This is a genomic window from Chitinophaga barathri (assembly GCF_003807585.1).
Taxonomy (GTDB): Bacteria; Bacteroidota; Bacteroidia; order Chitinophagales; family Chitinophagaceae; genus Chitinophaga; species Chitinophaga barathri.
This window is the reverse complement of the sequence record NZ_RMBX01000006.1, coordinates 1-16,253: the sequence shown is the minus strand read 5'-3', so window position 1 is coordinate 16,253 and position 16,253 is coordinate 1. Positions and strand designations below refer to the sequence as shown.

Here is a 16,253-nt window from a genome sequence, read left to right as displayed (position 1 = left end):
AAAGGCCACTCCTTTACAGGAGATGGCCTTTCATAGAATTCAGGAAAGTTTACTTTTCTTCGGTAACACCGGCTTTGGCAGCCTGCGTGTCACGCGTGTTTTTCTGTACGGCAATGGCCCCAAATATGCTCAGCAGGAACGCGAACGCATAGAAACCTTTTTCACTGGGGAGCAATGTCGCATTCCACAAACCTACTATCAGCAGAATGATGGTGAGCAGCATGGATACCCAGCTGATGCCGTAATAGATGTCCGTTACAGGAACGCCTTCCAGCCTGTCCCGTACGCACTTCTGAACGGAAACGGCGGCAAATAAACCGTACATAAGGATCGTGAAATAATACCCCTTTTCATTGAGCTGCATTTCAGCGTTCCAGAGACCGATGATGTACCCGAGCATACCCGTGAACAGGGCAACCCAGGAGGCAGCTACGAATGCTAACGATGGTTTTTGTTTCATGGCATAGGTTTAGTTCACCACCAAGTTAATCAAATATCTGAATATTCAACCGGGCGCAGGAAGTACTGAGTATTCTTACTCACATTGTTCTTATACTCCTGCATCGCGGAGAGTGTTTTCCATTCCGCGTCTGCGCTGAATGTTTTCCAGTGGGCATCCCTGTCCGCGCGGTCTTTGAAGGTGGTCATGTACATCAGGTTCGGCATATTACCGCCGGATATCACTTCACCGTAGAACACTGCGTTAAAACCTAATCTTTTGAACAGGCCTACTTCATTGCCGTCGTTGAACATCTTTACTTTATTTACATAATATTTTTCCGTGGGGCCTTCGTAGCTGCGTAATTCGTATACGCGTTCGCTTTTGGGGCCGGTAAAGCCGGGCAGCTGAAGCACCGGCTGATCCCTGAAGGCCTTCAGCAGGATAGACTCCAGGCGCGTATACGGAGCGTTGTTATAAACGGCGTCTATGTACGAAGCGCCTGCTTTGGCAAATGCCTGGTCTTTACCCAGCACGGCGTCCAGCTTTTCGAACTGCTCCAGCGAACGGAATGGAATGAGCACATAGATCTTCAGATCGGCCGTATCCTGCTGGATAGGTTTGAACACGCCTACTTTCCGGATCCCTGCGCGGTGCAATGCGGGAAGGTAAGCCATGGACAGAAAACTATCCACGCGCTGTACCTGGGTTTCTGTTTTGAGATGATAGACCTTGATCTGGTAAAATTCCCGGGCGGGCGGTGGCGTAGTGGCCGAAGCGTCCGAAAACAGGGCAGTCAGCAAACATAAGAAAAGACAAAGGGTGGAATATTTCATATAAAACCGGATTTAACCAGCGAATAAAATACTGCCATTCCGTTAAAGATGCAAATAGATGTGTTGCGCGGCGCTTTTTTCGTAGCTTAGAAACAACTTTAGCAACAATACATGAAGATAGCGGAAGACAAATGGCGGCATTTTTTTGTAGGGATACCGATGGGGAGCATTTTGCAGATCGTGGCGGAATATATAGCGCCGGGCCGCATGGTAGTGTCCGGCATCCTGGCGCTGGTAGCGGTAATCGGCATCAGCTATGGGTTTGAGCTGTTCTCCAGGATCACCGGCAAAGGCCACCACGAAATAAAAGACGCGGTGGCCAGCATATTGGGCGGCATCATCGGGATAGCCGTTACCATAACTATCCTGATGACTGTTTTTTATTGATGCGCGCCGATACTTACTTTATTATTCTGAATACGCGGCTGGCCTGAAAAGTCCAGCGTGCCGATCACATCCGCGGGCAAGACATATCCCGCCTGTTTTGCAGGGGAGTTTGCCGGGATGCGGAAATCTTCCGTCAGCAGCGGATCGCTTCCTGCAATAGACCCCGCGTCCACTCCGCTGGCTGCTTTCCAGGCGTTAAAATCCATGAAGGGCGTACCGTTCGTGGTATTCCATATCCAGCCGGAGGGAGAGGCGGAGAAATAAAGATTGTTATCTATCACGTTGCCGCTGCCGGTGTTAGTGTATTTGTGCAGAAAGAGGTCGTCCGGCCCGGCCACTACGAGGTTGTTGCGGATCACATTGTCAAAACACTGTTCCGTCAGCCGCAGCTCCCCTTCTATTTCCCCGAATGCGCCGCGTTCGCGGTTGTTTGTTACCAGTGTATTATTCACTACATAACAGTTGCGCGTGCCGCCGCTGGTATACCCGAGATATCCGCCGAGATAGATGCCCGTGCGGTAACTGCCCGTAACGATATTATTCCGTACGATGCAGTCGCTGGTCGGGTAGGCGTCATTTTCGCTGACGATACCGATGCCACGGTCGCAGTCGTAGATACGGTTCCGCTCCACGGTGATCTTCCGCGCGCCGTCCACGTATATGGCGATGGCGCCGTGGCCGTGAACGGGCCCCACCGGCCCGGTGGACATATCAATGTTATAAAGCGTGTTTTCAGAGATCAGGCCGTTGCGGGCGTAATTGTAGGCCGCCACGGGGTTTGCCGCGTATCCGCCCGCTGCGTCTATACCGATGTTCTCCGCGTTGTAGATGGTGTTTTTCCGGATGATGAACCCGTCCACATACCCGTTGATGGTCAGGTTTTCGCTGTAGCCGGTGTTGCAGTCGTGTATCTCGTTTTCTTCCACCAGTATGTTTTTCATCGGCACTTCCGTATTGCCGATTATTTCGATGCCATGGCCGCTGCGGCCGTCGCCCGGCGCTACATTGTGTTCTATGTTGTAGATCCTGTTCCTGCGGATGATGATATTGGAAGAGCCGGCATCCGCAACGATGCCGTTTACATTCGCCCAGGGTGTACTGCTTTTCAGGTTGCAGATGTCAAAACCTTCAATCTGTACATAACTCGCGTTGCGGATGGTTACCAGCGCTTCTTTCCCGGCCACCGTCAGCCCTGTGCCGTCTATCACCGGTCTTTCGCCCGCATAGGCTTTGAGGGTGATCATTTTCTCCAGTCTCCCGGCTTTCGGGAAAAAGACCTTTTCATAATAATTGCCCGCGCGCACGATTACCGTATCGCCCGGCAATGCTTTTGCCAGTGCAGTGTTGATGCCTTTCAACGGAGCCTGCAAAGTACCCGCGGCAGCGTCATTGCCGGATGGTGATACATAAAAGGTATTTTGCCTGGGCGCTTCAGCAGGGGCGGGCGGGTTGCTTTTGCTGCAACCCGCGGCCGCCAGCAGGCTCACGATCAATATTGTTTTTAACATGATTATTTTTGTTATGCGCGCAGCAGTTTCCTGCCGCGAATATGAGTCATCTGTTTCCGCTGCTTCTTTCCGGCATTATTCCCTCCGGATATGGCGTATTTATTCTGATATGATTTTCCTTACACGGTTATTATTCTTATCCAACACATACACGGTACCGTTCTTGTCCACCGCTACGCCCAGTGGCCCGGCAAATGCCGCGGCCTCGCCAATGGCGTTTGCATAACCGGATGTACCGCTGCCGGCATAGGTGCTCACCTGCCAGTCCCCGGGTTTGATAAAACGGATGCTCTGATCCGGGTTGTAAGCACCACCATCCCAGGTACCATTCCCCGCGATGTATATATTCCCATCCGCGTCTACTGCCAGGCCCCAGGGGGTGGCGAATTTAGCGGCGGTGCCGGCGCCGTTCTGATAACCCGGCACGTCGTTCTGACCGGCAATGACGGTCCGCGCCCAGGTACCTTTGGCCAAACGCAGGATGACGTGGGTACCGCTGGCAGCTACATACAGGTTGCCCTGTTTGTCGAAGTCCAGGCCGCCGGGATTGTAGATGCCATCCGCCACCAGCGTTTTCATGCCTTCTGAAGGAATGCGGTAGATGGCGCCGCCGCCGGTGTTGGCAAAAAATACTTCGTTGCTGGTTTTATCCACCGCTACCTGCCAGGTTTCCATCCCGGCATCAAGCCAGGTGGTCACCACGCCGTCCGGTGTGATCTTTTTGATCTTCCAGCTGCCGGGGTCCGCGGTGTATACATTTCCCTGTGCGTCCACGGCTACGCCATACGGTATCCTGAAGCGGGCGCCCGCGCCGGTGCCGTCATTGTCTCCTTCTTCGGGGCTGCCGGCCAGCGTGGTCACCCTGCCGGTGCTGTCTATTTTACGGATGCTGTGATTGCCGGGGTCTGCCACATACACATTCAGGTCATCGTCCACGGCGATGCCGCTGCCACGATACCAGCTTTCGCTGTTGAAGCGAAACATGGCGTCTTCTCCCTTCCCGTTCGCAAAACCGGCAACACCACTACCCGCCAATGTGGTCACGCTTCGGGTGAATACATAGTTGAACTCCGCATCGCTGGACACTTCTTTGCCGCCCACTTTCACTATTACTTTGCCGGAGCCGCATTTCCGGGGCACTACTGCCATGATCTGTTTGCTGTTGCTGCCTGTTACGGCCAGGCGTTTACCGTTGATGCTTACTTCCACCTCCGTGGTATCGCCGAAGTTCACACCGCTGATGAGGATGGAAGTGCCGCCGCCGCCCTGCATGGGCAGAAAACTTTCCACGGCGGTCGGCGCGCCGGCCACGTGCCTGTTATTGTCGCCGTCCTTTTTACAGGCGGCCAGCATGAGGCTGCCTGCTATGAGATATCTGAAAAATGATCTGATCATATCGTGAATGATTGATTGGTCAAAATAAAATGGATCACCAGCCCGGGTTCTGCACCAGTGCACGGTCCCGCTCTATATCACCCAGGCTGATGGGAAACAGGTACATCTTGTTGTCCCAGTAACGCTGCTGGTACACTTTGCGGGTGTAGAACTGTGTGAAGGAAAAACCAAGACCATTGTCGTTTGCGTTCACATCCAGGCCGTAGATGGCGGTGTATTTCGGAAGACCGGCCAGCAGGCGGCGGGTGAGCGTATAATAACGGTCTGCTTCAAAACACAGTTCCACCTGGCGCTCGCGCAGGATGTGCACGCGCATTTTTTCGCGGTCGCCCACCGCATCGGGGTACACGGCTTCGATGCCAGGCAGGCCCGCGCGGGTGCGGATCTCGTCCAGGTATTTGATGATATCGGGGTTGGACGGTTCGTATTCGTTGAGGGCTTCCACGTAGTCCAGCAGTATTTCGGCATACCGCACCAGGATATACGGGCCATGGAAACTCACGTTATCATTCCGGATATTACTGGCGGGGCTCACGCGTTTCAGCGGAAGGTAACCGGTGATGTTGCTGCTGCCGGCGGATTTCTGGCCGGATTTGCCGTTGTAATAGAACTCCACGCGGCCTTGCCCGTTCGCATTGTTGTCCGAAGAATAATAGTTGCGGTCGTCTGTATTCTGCGCGGGCACTACGGGGCGTGCGTTGTACATGATGTTCGCATAAAAACGCGCTTCGCGGTTGGCGTACATGTTCCATTCACCGGTGCGGTGCGCCCATGAGCGGTCCGGATCGCCGGCGTTTGCAAAACCTGTCTCCACGTAGCCGGACAACGGATCATCTATCGTGCGGCCGTTTTTCATAGAGAAGGCGTCCACCAGGTTCTGCGTGGCGCAGTACATATTGTACCCGCCCGGGCCGGGAGATACGCATTTGGTCCAGCCCCAGCGGCTCCAGCCCACCACTCCGAAAATGATCTCGTTGTTCCAGTTGGTAAGATGCACATCGCGTACGGAAGCATAAGGGTCAAAGGTGCTGCCGCCGTTGTCCAGGTTGGTGAAGAGTTTGTATTTACCGCCGTCGATCACTTTTTTGGCGGCGTCCGCGGCTGTCTTCCAGCGGTTAACGTCTGCGGTGAGCGGCGCCAGGGGTGTGTTGTCCTGGTTTTTGAAATTAGCAAAAGCCGGGTTCCCGTTCCAGAGAGGGCTGGCAGCCAGTATGGCGGCTTTGGCCTTGATGGCCAGGCAGCTTCCTTTGGTGGGGCGGCCCAGGTTGGTCGTGGATTCCCATTCATCGGGCAGCACGGCGGCGGCCGCATCCATTTGTTCGTTGATATAGGCCACGCACTCGTCAAACGGCGCGCGGGGATATTTGTTATAATCCTCGTTCTGGCTCAGCAGGCCGGTTACTTTTACAAACGGCCCGTATTGTTTCAGGATCATCCAGTAGAAATAACCGCGCAGGAAAGCCACTTCGGCTTTGTATTGCGCTTTCAGTTCCGCGCTCAGCTGGTTGCCGGGCACTTTGTCTATGTTCTGCTCCAGGATAAAGGTTTTCCGGATACCGGTATAATAACCGCCCCAGTTGTAAAAGTACCCGCTGGAAGGGCTCCAGTTCCCGGATACCATCTGCCGCACGTTCACCGTGCCGATGGATACGGAGGATTCGTCGCTGGCGCCCATGGTGGCAAAGTCGCCGCCGTCCGTGTTATAGATATGGCTGTAAATGTTGTAGAGATAACTCTCCGCGTTTGCACGGGTCGTCCAGATCATTTCCTCCGTGAGCAGGTTGTCCGGTTTTTTGTCCAGGTACTTCGTGCAGGAGGTGAAAGTCAGCAGCAGCAGTAATATGAGAGATGTATGTTTGTTCATATGATCATCCTTTTTACGTTAGAATTGTGCCCTCAGCCCCAGGGTGACGGTTTTTGAATACGGGTATTTGGCGCCGTTGGAGCCCAGTTCGGGGTCCCATACTTTAAACCTGCTGAAGGTGAGCAGGTTGGTACCGGCAGCATAGACCTGCAACTGGCTGATGCCTTTCACATGGTTCGCGGCGGTGATGATATTATAGCTCAGGGAAGCCTGCTTGAGTCGCATAAAGCCGCCGTCTTTCAGCCACCAGTCACTGTCCACGTAGTTATTATCGGAGGTGTTGGCTACCGTGAGGCGGGGGTACCAGGCGTCCTGGCGGGGATTGTCTTTCGTCCAGCGGTCGGTAACGTTGCTGAGGATATTCGCGGGATATTGCCCGATGCCGGTGAACGGCACCACGCCTACGCCATTGGCAGTACCGTCGCCCATGGCGGTCCGTGAGCCGTTTGCCATGATGGACACATCGGCCACGCCGGCAAACAGCGCGCTCAGCTCAAACCGGCGGATGCCCAGGTTAAACCCATAGCCGTAAGACCATACCGGGAATTCCGATTTGCCAAGGTAAGTGCGGTCATTGTCATTGATCACGCCGTCGCCGTTCAGGTCCGCATATTTGATATCGCCGGGATATACGGTGCGCATCTGCGTGGGGCTTTTCTCCACATCATCCTGGTCGGTGAACAGGCCGATGGCTTTGTAACCGAAGTATTCCCAATGCATGCGGCCTTCGGGCTGCTGGTAGTCGTAGATGAATTTTGGATTATCACGGAATACGATGTTGTTGCGGGCGTAGGTGAGGTTGCCGAATACACGGAGGGAAACGTTCCTGCCGAATTTGGCGAGATATTCCACGCTGCCGTCCACCCCTTTGTTCACCATTTCGCCCATGTTGGCAAAAATGGCACTCTCGCCAAAGCCGCCGATGGAGGAAATGGAGTTGCGCTGGATCAGGATATTCTTACGGTTGTCTCTAAATACATCCACCGTGATGTTTACCTGGTTCGCAATGCCTATATCCAGCCCCAAATTTGACTTCTCCGATGTTTCCCAGGTAAGATCCTCGGTGCCGATCACACGGGCGTAATTGCCGCCGTAGAACTGCGGGGAAGAACCAAAAGAAATACCGTTGCCACCTTCAAGGTAAGTGAGGTAACCAAAACGGTCCTGGAAGATAGCGTCGTTGCCGGTGGTGCCGTAGCTGGCTCTCAGTTTCAGGAGGGAGATCACTTCCTGGCCCTGCATAAACCCTTCTTTGGAGATAACCCATCCCGCCGCCACGGCGGGGAAGAAACCCCAGCGTTTGCCCGGCTCGAAGTTCTCGGAACCGGTAGCCCCCATATTTACTTCAAAAAGGTATTTATCCCTGAACGCATAGGTCACTCTCGCGGCCAGGCTCTGGTTGCGGAATGGAATAGAGTTTTTCACATTACCTGCCGTGCCCCGCTGGCGGTTCCGGATGGTGCCTACCATTAACCCACCGAAAGTATGGTCGCCAAAAGTGCGGTCGTAGGAAAGGTTCCCTTCAAGATACATCACACGTTCTCCTGAAGAATATTCGCTGTAACCGAGAAAGTTCTGCCCGTTGCGTACGCGCTCCAGGTTCAGCTTGCCGTCCGGGTTGCGGGAAGCGGCATACCAGAGGTCGTTCGTACCCAGGCGCTGGTTGCCGAATTCGGCGTAGCTGTCAAAGGAAAAGCGGCCGGTCGCGCTGAGGCCCTGCGTAAGGCCGTCCAGCTTTTGTGTGAGGCTGAGCACAGATTGTACAGACGGGCGGAATTCCGTGCTGTAACCGCTGTTCTGCACCAGGTTAAAAGGGTTGTTGCCGCCGTTGTTGCGCGGGCCGGCCCATATATTGTCAGGGTATTGAACAGGGAATGAAATAGGATTCGCGGAATAGGAGTTGTACCAGATGGCCGCCGCGGAGTTGCCGGGGTAACGGCTGTTCACCAGCATGGCGGCGAGGTTCAGCGATAAAGTAGTTGTTTTGGTCAGGTTCAGGTCCACATTGCTCCTGAAATCGTATCGTTTGAAATTAAGGTTGGGGTTGTAACCGTTTGCTTTGGAAACGTTGTATTGACCGTCCTGGTTATAAAAACTCATGGACACATAATATCTCATGGCTTCGCCGCCGCCGCTTACGTTCACGTTTGCATTAGCCATAGGCGCCCAGTCTTTGTAGATGCGGTCTATCCAGTTCACATTAGGGTAGAGATAAGGATCGAGGCCGCTGGCGGTTTTGGCGATGGTCTCTTCGGAATAGGGAGCGGCAGCGCCCGCGTTTTCCTGCGCCTCGTTGTACAGGCGCATAAAACTTACACCATCCAGCAGGCTGGGCAATATGGTAAAACCGTTATACCCGGATTCCACTTTGGCGGATACTTTGGGTTTGCCCGCCACACCGCGTTTGGTGGTGATGATGAGCACGCCGTTCGCGCCTCTTGCGCCGTATACCGCCGTGGCGGAGGCGTCTTTCAACAGGCTGATGCTCTGCACGTCTTCAGGGTCGATGTTGTTAAATGCGCCGCCGTAGGTGCTGTTCACGTCCTCACGCTGCACCCCGTCCACGATGATCAGCGGGCTTACGCTGCCGGCGAACGTACCGATGCCGCGCAGCGTGAAATTCGGGTTGTCGTACCCGGGCTCTCCCCCGCCGCTCTGCATGGAGATCACACCGGCTACTTTACCGGCCAGGTTGTTCGTGAGCGAACGGACCGGGGCCTGCATGTCCTGCATGTTCACGGTAGCCACGGAGCCGGTCACCGTCACTTTTTTCTGTTTGCCAAAACCCACCACCACCACTTCATTGAGCTTGTCAATTTTAGGGGTGAGCGTTACTTTCAGCACTTTTTGCCCGGCGAGTTTGATCTCCTCGGTGTTCATGCCTATCATCACCACTTTCAGCACTTCACCGGGCGCGGCGCCGATGGAAAAGATGCCAAGAGCGTCCGTGATCACGCCGCGGCTGGTGCCGTTCACGGACACGGTCACCCCGGGCAAGGCATTCCCTTCGGCATCCATGATCTGCCCTTTTACCGTCTCCTCCCGCTTATCCTCCTGTGCGGCGAGCGGCTTTGCAAGCGTTTCCTCCGGCTTGCGGTCCAGCACGATGCGGTTGCTCCGTACTTCGTACACAATGCCTTTGTTTTTCAGTACAAAGTCCAGTACGTCTTTCAGTTTTGTGTTGCGGAAGTTGAGGTTCATTTTTTCGCCGTCGTTCAGCAGCTGGTTGCTGTATACGAGGGTGAAGCCGGTTTGTTTTTTAATGCTCCGGAACACCTGGAGCAGGCTCATGTCGTTTCCCGCCACCGTTACCGGCATCTGTAAGGTGGGGTCCTTTACCTGTCCCGTTGCGGGCAGCAGCATGGAAAACAGGATGCAGCTAAGCGCGAGGAACCGCATAGCGTGCCGATTGCGCATACATTGTCTCATCATGGAATGTTGGTTGATATATAAATACAGCATAACTACACCCGGTTTATTGAAACGGGTGACAGCCGTTAGGAAATTTTTTTTGCGCTGTAGAATTATTCCTGGCGAATGCCTGCCCTGGCAGGCTGGCGGGAGCCCCTGACCCGGTTGCACAGCAGGCCGGCGCCCCCGCTCCGATGGCGTTACTTCCGGGGAGGTCTGTCCTTCTCCTGTTATTTCAGGTAAACTGTCTGATTCTCGATATGAATTTCCGCGCCGGCGGTGGTTTTCAGGTCGTTGAGGAATTCCTGGAGGCGCGCCCGGTCCATCAGGCCGGTGATGGCCACGGTGGCAAACCGCTCTCCTTCGGCCTGGAAGCGGATGCCGTAAAAGCGGGATGCGGCGGAGGTAAGCTCTGCAAGCGGCATTTGATGAAAATAATATACCCCGCTCATCCAGGCAGTCACTTCTTCCTCGTCAAAAGCGGTAGTATTAAACCCTTTGCCGGAATAGTCCGCCTGCAGGCCGGGCCTGAGCGTAAGCTGCCTGCCGTCGCGGCTTTGCAGCTGCACGCTGCCTTCCACGAGCGAGGTACGTTCGCTGCCCGGCTGATAGGTATTTACGTTGAAGGAAGTGCCCAGTACGCGTACGGCTGTTTGAGGGGTATGTACAATAAAAGGATGTTCCGCGTCTTTAGCTACTTTAAAAAAAGCTTCGCCTTCCACGTACACGTCCCGCGTGGGTCCATTAAAACTGAAAGGGAAACGCAGGCTGCTGGAGGCATTGAGCCATACGGTGGTGCCGTCCGCCAGCACCATTTTATAACTGCCGCCCGCCGGTACGCGCAGCGTGCTGCTGGAGGTATCCGTGCTCTGGTAGGCCAGGGTGCCGTTACTGCTTTGCAGGGTGGCTTGTTGTAAGGATATGGTCTGTGTGCTGTCCCCGTTCAGGGTAATGGTCTGGCCGTTTGCCAGCACCAGGTTCACCGTGGAAGAAGGTAGTTCCGGCAGCTGCGCCGTTTGCCCTGAGGGATTTTGCCCCTGCCACAGCAGGACGCCCCCGGTAATGGCCAGGCCAGCCACTACGGCTGCCGCGGCATACCACATACGGCGTACGCCGCCACGGGAAGTTCTCCGGCTTATTATTTCCGCCAATGCCCCGTCCACGGACAGGTCACGGGCAAAGGCTTCCGTACGCCGGGCGCGGTCCCCTTCTGAAAAAGACATCCACACCTTTCTGAATCCCTCGTCTTCCTTCAGTTTCGTTTCGATATAAATCTCCTCTTCAGGCGTCAATGCGCCCGAAAGGTGTTGTATGTATAATTGAAATATTTGCTCCTGTTCTTTCATATTACCGGGTTAACAAGTTAGTACTTTTTAGTTTGTACGGTGCTCCGCAATAGTTTCAGCCCGCGTTTCAGGTGGGTCTTGAAGGAATTCAGGCTGATGCCCATTTCCTCCGCCGCCTCCTGGTAACGTTTCCCCTGCAGGTAGATCATCTGGATAGCCATCCGTTTCTGACCGGTGATATTATTTAAAGAAGAATGCAATTGTTTGTAATAATCCTGCGGCGCGTCCGGCTCTTCGGGGCCTTCGGTTTCGTACTGGCTGAAAAACGCCTCGTGGTGGTCCAGGCGGATACGCTGTTTTTTGAGATGGTTCAGGCAGCGGTTGCGCACTGCGGTGTGCAGGTAACCTTTTACATCGCCCTGGAAGTTGTTGTACAGTTTTTTGTCCCATATGTCCATGAAGAAGGTCTGCACAAGGTCTTTGGCCTCCTGCTCCTGTTGCAGGAACCAGAATGCGTTTACGCAAAGCATCTTGTAATACTTCTCGAAGAGTGCTTCAAAAGCGGATTCATCCCCTTCTTTCAGGCGGTCCAATAAAAGAGTATCCGGAGAATGACTCATTGGCTTACATTCTTTACCGTGGTTTGGTGGCTGTGCAGGAGTAGCGGCTTGCACAACAATAATTCCTGATCTGGCTGACTGTTTACTGCTGGTAAGATACTCAATAATTTGAATTTCCTAATGGGCGGTATCCGGTTTCTTCCGCCCTATCGGGATGCCTACACCCACCAAAATCTGCCTGTTCTGCCCGTTCAGCCCGGATTCCCCGTTATATATATTAAAAAGGCCCATATTGTATTGCAGGTTCAGCCGCAGCCCTTCTCCTTTCATGAGGGTGTATTGCATATCGAAGGTGAGGCCGGCGTCTACCAGCTTGATATAATCTTTTACGTTGTGCATATACATCAGCGTGCCGTCGTTCACATCGCGGGTGAAATTGTCCTTTGCATGCATCCTCCCCGCCAGCTGGGGGCCGAAGCCAAGCGCAAAAGACGGTGTGATGTTGTACCGCAGTATGGGTGAAATGTTGATGTAAGTGAAATTCCTGTTGAGGTCCGCGCCCACCAGCCCGGAATCGGCGGGCTGTACCAGCCTTTCGGTATAGTTCAGCTGTTTGGCGCCTTTCGGGCTTTTCATGATGATATACATACAAAGGTCCAGTTTCGGTTTCAGCTTAAAAACGGTATACGCGCCAAAAGCAAGGCCTATCCGGGGCTGCTGGCCGTCCCCGTCCGTGATCCAGCTGCCCGAGCCGCCGAGGTAGATGCCGAGTTTGATATTGTCGTTCTTGATCTTGCCGCCAAATACCAGGGCTATCAAAGCCTGTGCGCTGGCGGCCTGCGCTGTGATGCACAGCATGCAACACAAAATAATGCGTTTGATGTTCTTCATGATGCATTGCGATTTATTTCATCCAGGCATTCCCGAACTGAATGTAAAAGCCATATTGTTCCGGGCCGCGGGCGATGTCCGCTCCCATGTATAACCCGAGTTTGCGCGCCAGTTTATACCGGAAACCAGTTCCGAAATTGTATACCCACTGGCTGCTGCCGAAGTCGCTGTACTGGTCAAATGCTTTGCCCGTACCGCCGAAGAACACCGCGCTCCAGCGTTTTGTGACGTTCCACCGCTGCTCCGTTTCCACCAGCACATTCGTTTTCCCCTGGTAACGTCCCTTCGGGATGCCCCGCAGGTCTATGGACGGCAGGAAATATATCGGCACATCACCAATCACCTGCTGCATATCCCCCCGGAAGCCGCATACCCAGGCGGGAGAAAATTCCAGGTAGGCATAACCGAAACCGTTCATCTTCACATAGTCATAATCGCTGCCGAATATATGGTCGGACCAGTTTGCGTTGATATGCGCCTTTACGCCTTTATTCGGGGTGAAGGTATTGTCGCGGCTGTCGTACTCCACCAGTATGCCGGGTATGCTGGAAGTATTTTCCAGCTCTTTGGGGCCAAGCAGCGAATCGAGATGCGGGGTATTGCGCAGCTTTGCTTTTGTTTTGGCGAAAAAGTATTGCACGCCGCCATGGAAGTTGGAATACCCGATCCGTTTTTTCAGCCGGAGGAAAGCGGGGATCATTTCGATGTTAAGGTCCAATTCCTGCTCTTTATTGAGAATGGTTTTATAGTATGACAGGTTCATATTCGTGTATGCGGCGGTAATGGCATAACGTAAGTTCCATTTTTCGATGGAGCCCGTTCTGCCTGCGCCTACCGCCCAGCTTTTGCTGGACGTGTACATGACGGCGGCGCCGGTGATAGTGGGCGGCGAAGGTGCCAGGTGCGCGTACTTACCGGTCCGCTGCTTTCGCGGGCTGATCAGCACCGGTACAATAGCAGCGCCATAGCCGAGAGCGGGCTCTGTGATGGGATACGGTACCGGCACAAAACCATGCGCATTAATGATCCAGTCACTAAGATCGACGGCGCCATCCAGTGAATCTCGCAGGCTGAATTTTCGTGTATGCTGTGCATTAACCTGGATATACAGGAATACTTGCAATGATAATAACAGGATCAGTCTTCTGATAACCATTTTAAAACAGTCTTGATGGTGAAGCTGATGAGGTTAGAAATGTTTTTGCCGGAGAATGATATTGACGAAGTGTGAGGTTGTATATGCAGGAAGTTAAGCCTCTCGGGCTTTACACAAGTTACCCGCAAATTAAAATCTTTCCAAAAATCATTTCATGAACAATTTCGGATAAAAGAATGTTGTAGAAAAACATCATTAAAATACACAGACGTGTATACAGACACAAAAAGCCACGATTATATCACAAACGGGTTTAAAAGGCCACAGAACGCAACTCTATTAAGATGAAAATGTTGAATATTGTATATTTGAAAATGGAAATCCGTCACAGATTTAAAACACCACTGAAACAACCGGCAACAGACAAAGACGAACTCTTTATTCTTTAAGCAACAAACAACCCATAGCATCTCATCCGTATCAAAGAAAAACAAAGTTATAACGGCTCCGGCCTGTTATGACAAGGGCAAACCGTGCAATATTCCGCTCGCTTAAAACGCTTAACCGCTACGCGGAACCTTGCATGCCTGCAACAGGGAATAGTTCTCCAGATATAAAATTAATGCTATGAAAAGACATGCACTTTTACCCTTATCGCTTGTGCTTCTCCTGCTATCCTGCCGGAAAGAACCCGACCTCAGCCAGTTGTCATCGAACTTCGTGGTGCAGACGGATGCCGCCAAAGGCGTTTCGTTCAGTAATTACAAAACGTATTACATCTCGGATACGGTAGCGCTGATATCCACCAGTAAAACGGATACGCTGCTGCCCTCAGCTGATGCGCTGCAGCTTGTGAACACGATCAAAAGCAATATGAACGCCCGAGGGTACACTTTCGTGCCTAAAGCGCTGAAACCCGATCTTGGCATCAACACCCTGGCGGTGAAAGACGTGAATGTAGGAGTGGTGTATCCCGGTTGGTGGTGGGGTTATCCCGGTTATTGGGATCCCTGGTACTGGGGCTGGTATTACCCCTATTATTATCCCTGGACCGTGGCTTATTCCGTTACTACAGGCAGCGTGATCGCGGAGCTTATCGATCTCAAGAATGTAAGCACGGACCAGAAACTACAGGTAGTATGGACCATGTCGCTGAACGGCGCGCTGGGCAGCTCGGGCTCGTCCAACCTGCAAAGGGCGATAGACGGCATCAACCAGGCTTATAACCAGTCACCGTACCTGACTACCAAATAACCATCCAAAACTAACCGACATGAAAAATATATTATTCACCGGCATACTGGCATTATTCCTGGCAGGCAACGCTTCGGCACAATCTTTCGGTACCATGGAAAGCTCCTCCCGCCCAACGGGCACCTGGAGTAATCTCTGGGGTCTGTCCTGGGAAATATCCATCCCGACGAACAATGATTTCCTTACCAAAACCAGCTTCGCCGGCGGTAAATTCGAATACCGCCACTTTTTCCCGGGCAAGCCGCTTTCCCTCGGCGTGTCCGTCAGCTGGAATTCGTATGAAGAATACATCCCGACCCAGACTATTACCTACGACGAAGGCTCCAGAGCCATCACCACCGATATGGACCGCGTGATCTATACGGTGCCCATTGCGGCGATAGGCCACTATTACTTCAATTATGGCAAAACCGCAATGCCTTATGTAGGTCTTGGTATCGGCACGCAATACAGCGAGCAGGATATTTATTACAATATCTTCCTGGATGAGGAGACGAACTGGGGCTTCCTGGTACGGCCTGAAGTAGGCGTACTGATCGCACCGGGACAAAAGAACTGGGGCATACTGGCGGGCGCGAGTTATTCTTTCGCCACGAACAAAAACGATGCTTTCCAGATCGACAATCTTAAAAATTTCTCTTTCAACATAGGATTATTCCTGGCTTATTAAAGAGATGTAAGTTTTTGATGAGTGCTAATTTGTTTATGCTTAGGAGCGGCCGCATCTTTTCCAGGATGCGGCCTTTTTTATGCCTGAAAATGCCCTATCCAGGGTGTTAAAATACTATCAAATGCCTGCTGCCAACTTACGGTCAACCTGCTGCCATCCTTCGGTGATCCTTCGGTGGTGTTCGGTCGTGGTACGGGTTTGAGGGTGTTTCACCGAAGGATGACCGAAGGATCACCGAAGGATTGCCGAACGATTGACGGCAAAAAGCGCGTTTCAGAGACGGCGTTTTTGCATTCGTCCCTGCTTTCACCGAAGCCCGTCCCTGATCAGGGGCAATTCCATCCCAAATTTTTACATCGTACCGCCTTATTCCGTAAGTTTGTTGTATCCCTCCCCCTGCCCCTTACCATCCCCTGTAATATCATTTTCACTACTGTACTCCACTCGTTTCCGGTAATACCGGGCACTAAAATACTCTGCACTGAAAGTGCAAAGGTTTGGAATCCGGATTGCTTCGGCGCTGATCCTCCGTCATCCTATGTTTGTAGTGGCTATAAAATAGGAAGAACTTAGTTTTATGTAAAAAAAACAGAAGAGGAAAAAGGAATCAGATTATTTGTCGTCATTGGTCAAAAGACCGTTCGCAATGCTAATCC

13 protein-coding genes are annotated in these 16,253 nt (G+C 52.8%); 3 read left to right on the top strand and 10 right to left on the bottom strand.

Annotated features, from left to right (window positions below; genetic code table 11):
* Positions 1-49 precede the first annotated feature (49 nt).
* The gene (yiaA, locus tag EG028_RS11575) at positions 50-460 is read right to left on the bottom strand and encodes an inner membrane protein YiaA (protein WP_120516992.1); all 411 of its coding nucleotides are present in this window, start codon (positions 458-460) and stop codon (positions 50-52) included.
* A 29-nt stretch (positions 461-489) separates the two neighbouring features.
* Positions 490-1,275: an NIPSNAP family protein gene (locus tag EG028_RS11570; protein ID WP_120516993.1), complete on the bottom strand. Its 786-nt coding sequence runs from the start codon at positions 1,273-1,275 to the stop codon at positions 490-492.
* 111 nt (positions 1,276-1,386) lie between these two features.
* On the opposite strand from EG028_RS11570, the gene EG028_RS11565 reads away from it, so the two are divergent.
* On the top strand, positions 1,387-1,662 hold the full coding sequence (locus EG028_RS11565) for a hypothetical protein (RefSeq protein ID WP_120516994.1): 276 nt from the start codon (positions 1,387-1,389) through the stop codon (positions 1,660-1,662).
* On the opposite strand, the gene EG028_RS11560 is transcribed toward EG028_RS11565, so the two are convergent.
* The 8 genes from EG028_RS11560 to EG028_RS11525 form a co-directional block, all read right to left on the bottom strand.
* The gene (locus EG028_RS11560; RefSeq protein ID WP_120516995.1) at positions 1,656-3,170 is read right to left on the bottom strand and encodes a DUF1565 domain-containing protein; all 1,515 of its coding nucleotides are present in this window, start codon (positions 3,168-3,170) and stop codon (positions 1,656-1,658) included. The two genes, EG028_RS11565 and EG028_RS11560, sit on opposite strands and share 7 nt — an antisense overlap.
* A gap of 99 nt (positions 3,171-3,269) precedes the next feature.
* The gene (locus tag EG028_RS11555; protein WP_120516996.1) at positions 3,270-4,565 is read right to left on the bottom strand and encodes an IPT/TIG domain-containing protein; all 1,296 of its coding nucleotides are present in this window, start codon (positions 4,563-4,565) and stop codon (positions 3,270-3,272) included.
* Positions 4,566-4,599: 34 nt separating this feature from the next.
* A complete protein-coding gene (locus EG028_RS11550; protein ID WP_120516997.1) occupies positions 4,600-6,429 on the bottom strand; it encodes a RagB/SusD family nutrient uptake outer membrane protein in 1,830 nt (609 codons plus the stop codon).
* An 18-nt stretch (positions 6,430-6,447) separates the two neighbouring features.
* Positions 6,448-9,861 (bottom strand): TonB-dependent receptor, encoded by a 3,414-nt coding sequence (locus tag EG028_RS11545; RefSeq protein ID WP_120517026.1) that lies wholly within the window; start codon positions 9,859-9,861, stop codon positions 6,448-6,450.
* 209 nt (positions 9,862-10,070) lie between these two features.
* Positions 10,071-11,186, bottom strand: a complete 1,116-nt coding sequence (locus tag EG028_RS11540) for a FecR family protein (RefSeq protein WP_120516998.1) — start codon at positions 11,184-11,186, stop codon at positions 10,071-10,073.
* A 17-nt stretch (positions 11,187-11,203) separates the two neighbouring features.
* Positions 11,204-11,746, bottom strand: coding sequence for an RNA polymerase sigma factor (locus EG028_RS11535; protein ID WP_120516999.1), 543 nt, complete (start codon positions 11,744-11,746; stop codon positions 11,204-11,206).
* 117 nt (positions 11,747-11,863) lie between these two features.
* Positions 11,864-12,577 (bottom strand): hypothetical protein, encoded by a 714-nt coding sequence (locus tag EG028_RS11530; RefSeq protein WP_123864644.1) that lies wholly within the window; start codon positions 12,575-12,577, stop codon positions 11,864-11,866.
* Positions 12,578-12,590: 13 nt separating this feature from the next.
* Positions 12,591-13,733, bottom strand: coding sequence for a BamA/TamA family outer membrane protein (locus EG028_RS11525; RefSeq protein WP_120517001.1), 1,143 nt, complete (start codon positions 13,731-13,733; stop codon positions 12,591-12,593).
* Positions 13,734-14,300: 567 nt separating this feature from the next.
* Between EG028_RS11525 and EG028_RS11520 the strand changes: the two genes are divergently transcribed.
* Positions 14,301-14,927: a DUF4136 domain-containing protein gene (locus EG028_RS11520; protein WP_120517002.1), complete on the top strand. Its 627-nt coding sequence runs from the start codon at positions 14,301-14,303 to the stop codon at positions 14,925-14,927.
* Between the two features lie 19 nt (positions 14,928-14,946).
* Complete coding sequence (locus EG028_RS11515; RefSeq protein WP_120517003.1) at positions 14,947-15,597, top strand: outer membrane beta-barrel protein; 651 nt, start codon at positions 14,947-14,949, stop codon at positions 15,595-15,597.
* Positions 15,598-16,253 lie beyond the last annotated feature (656 nt).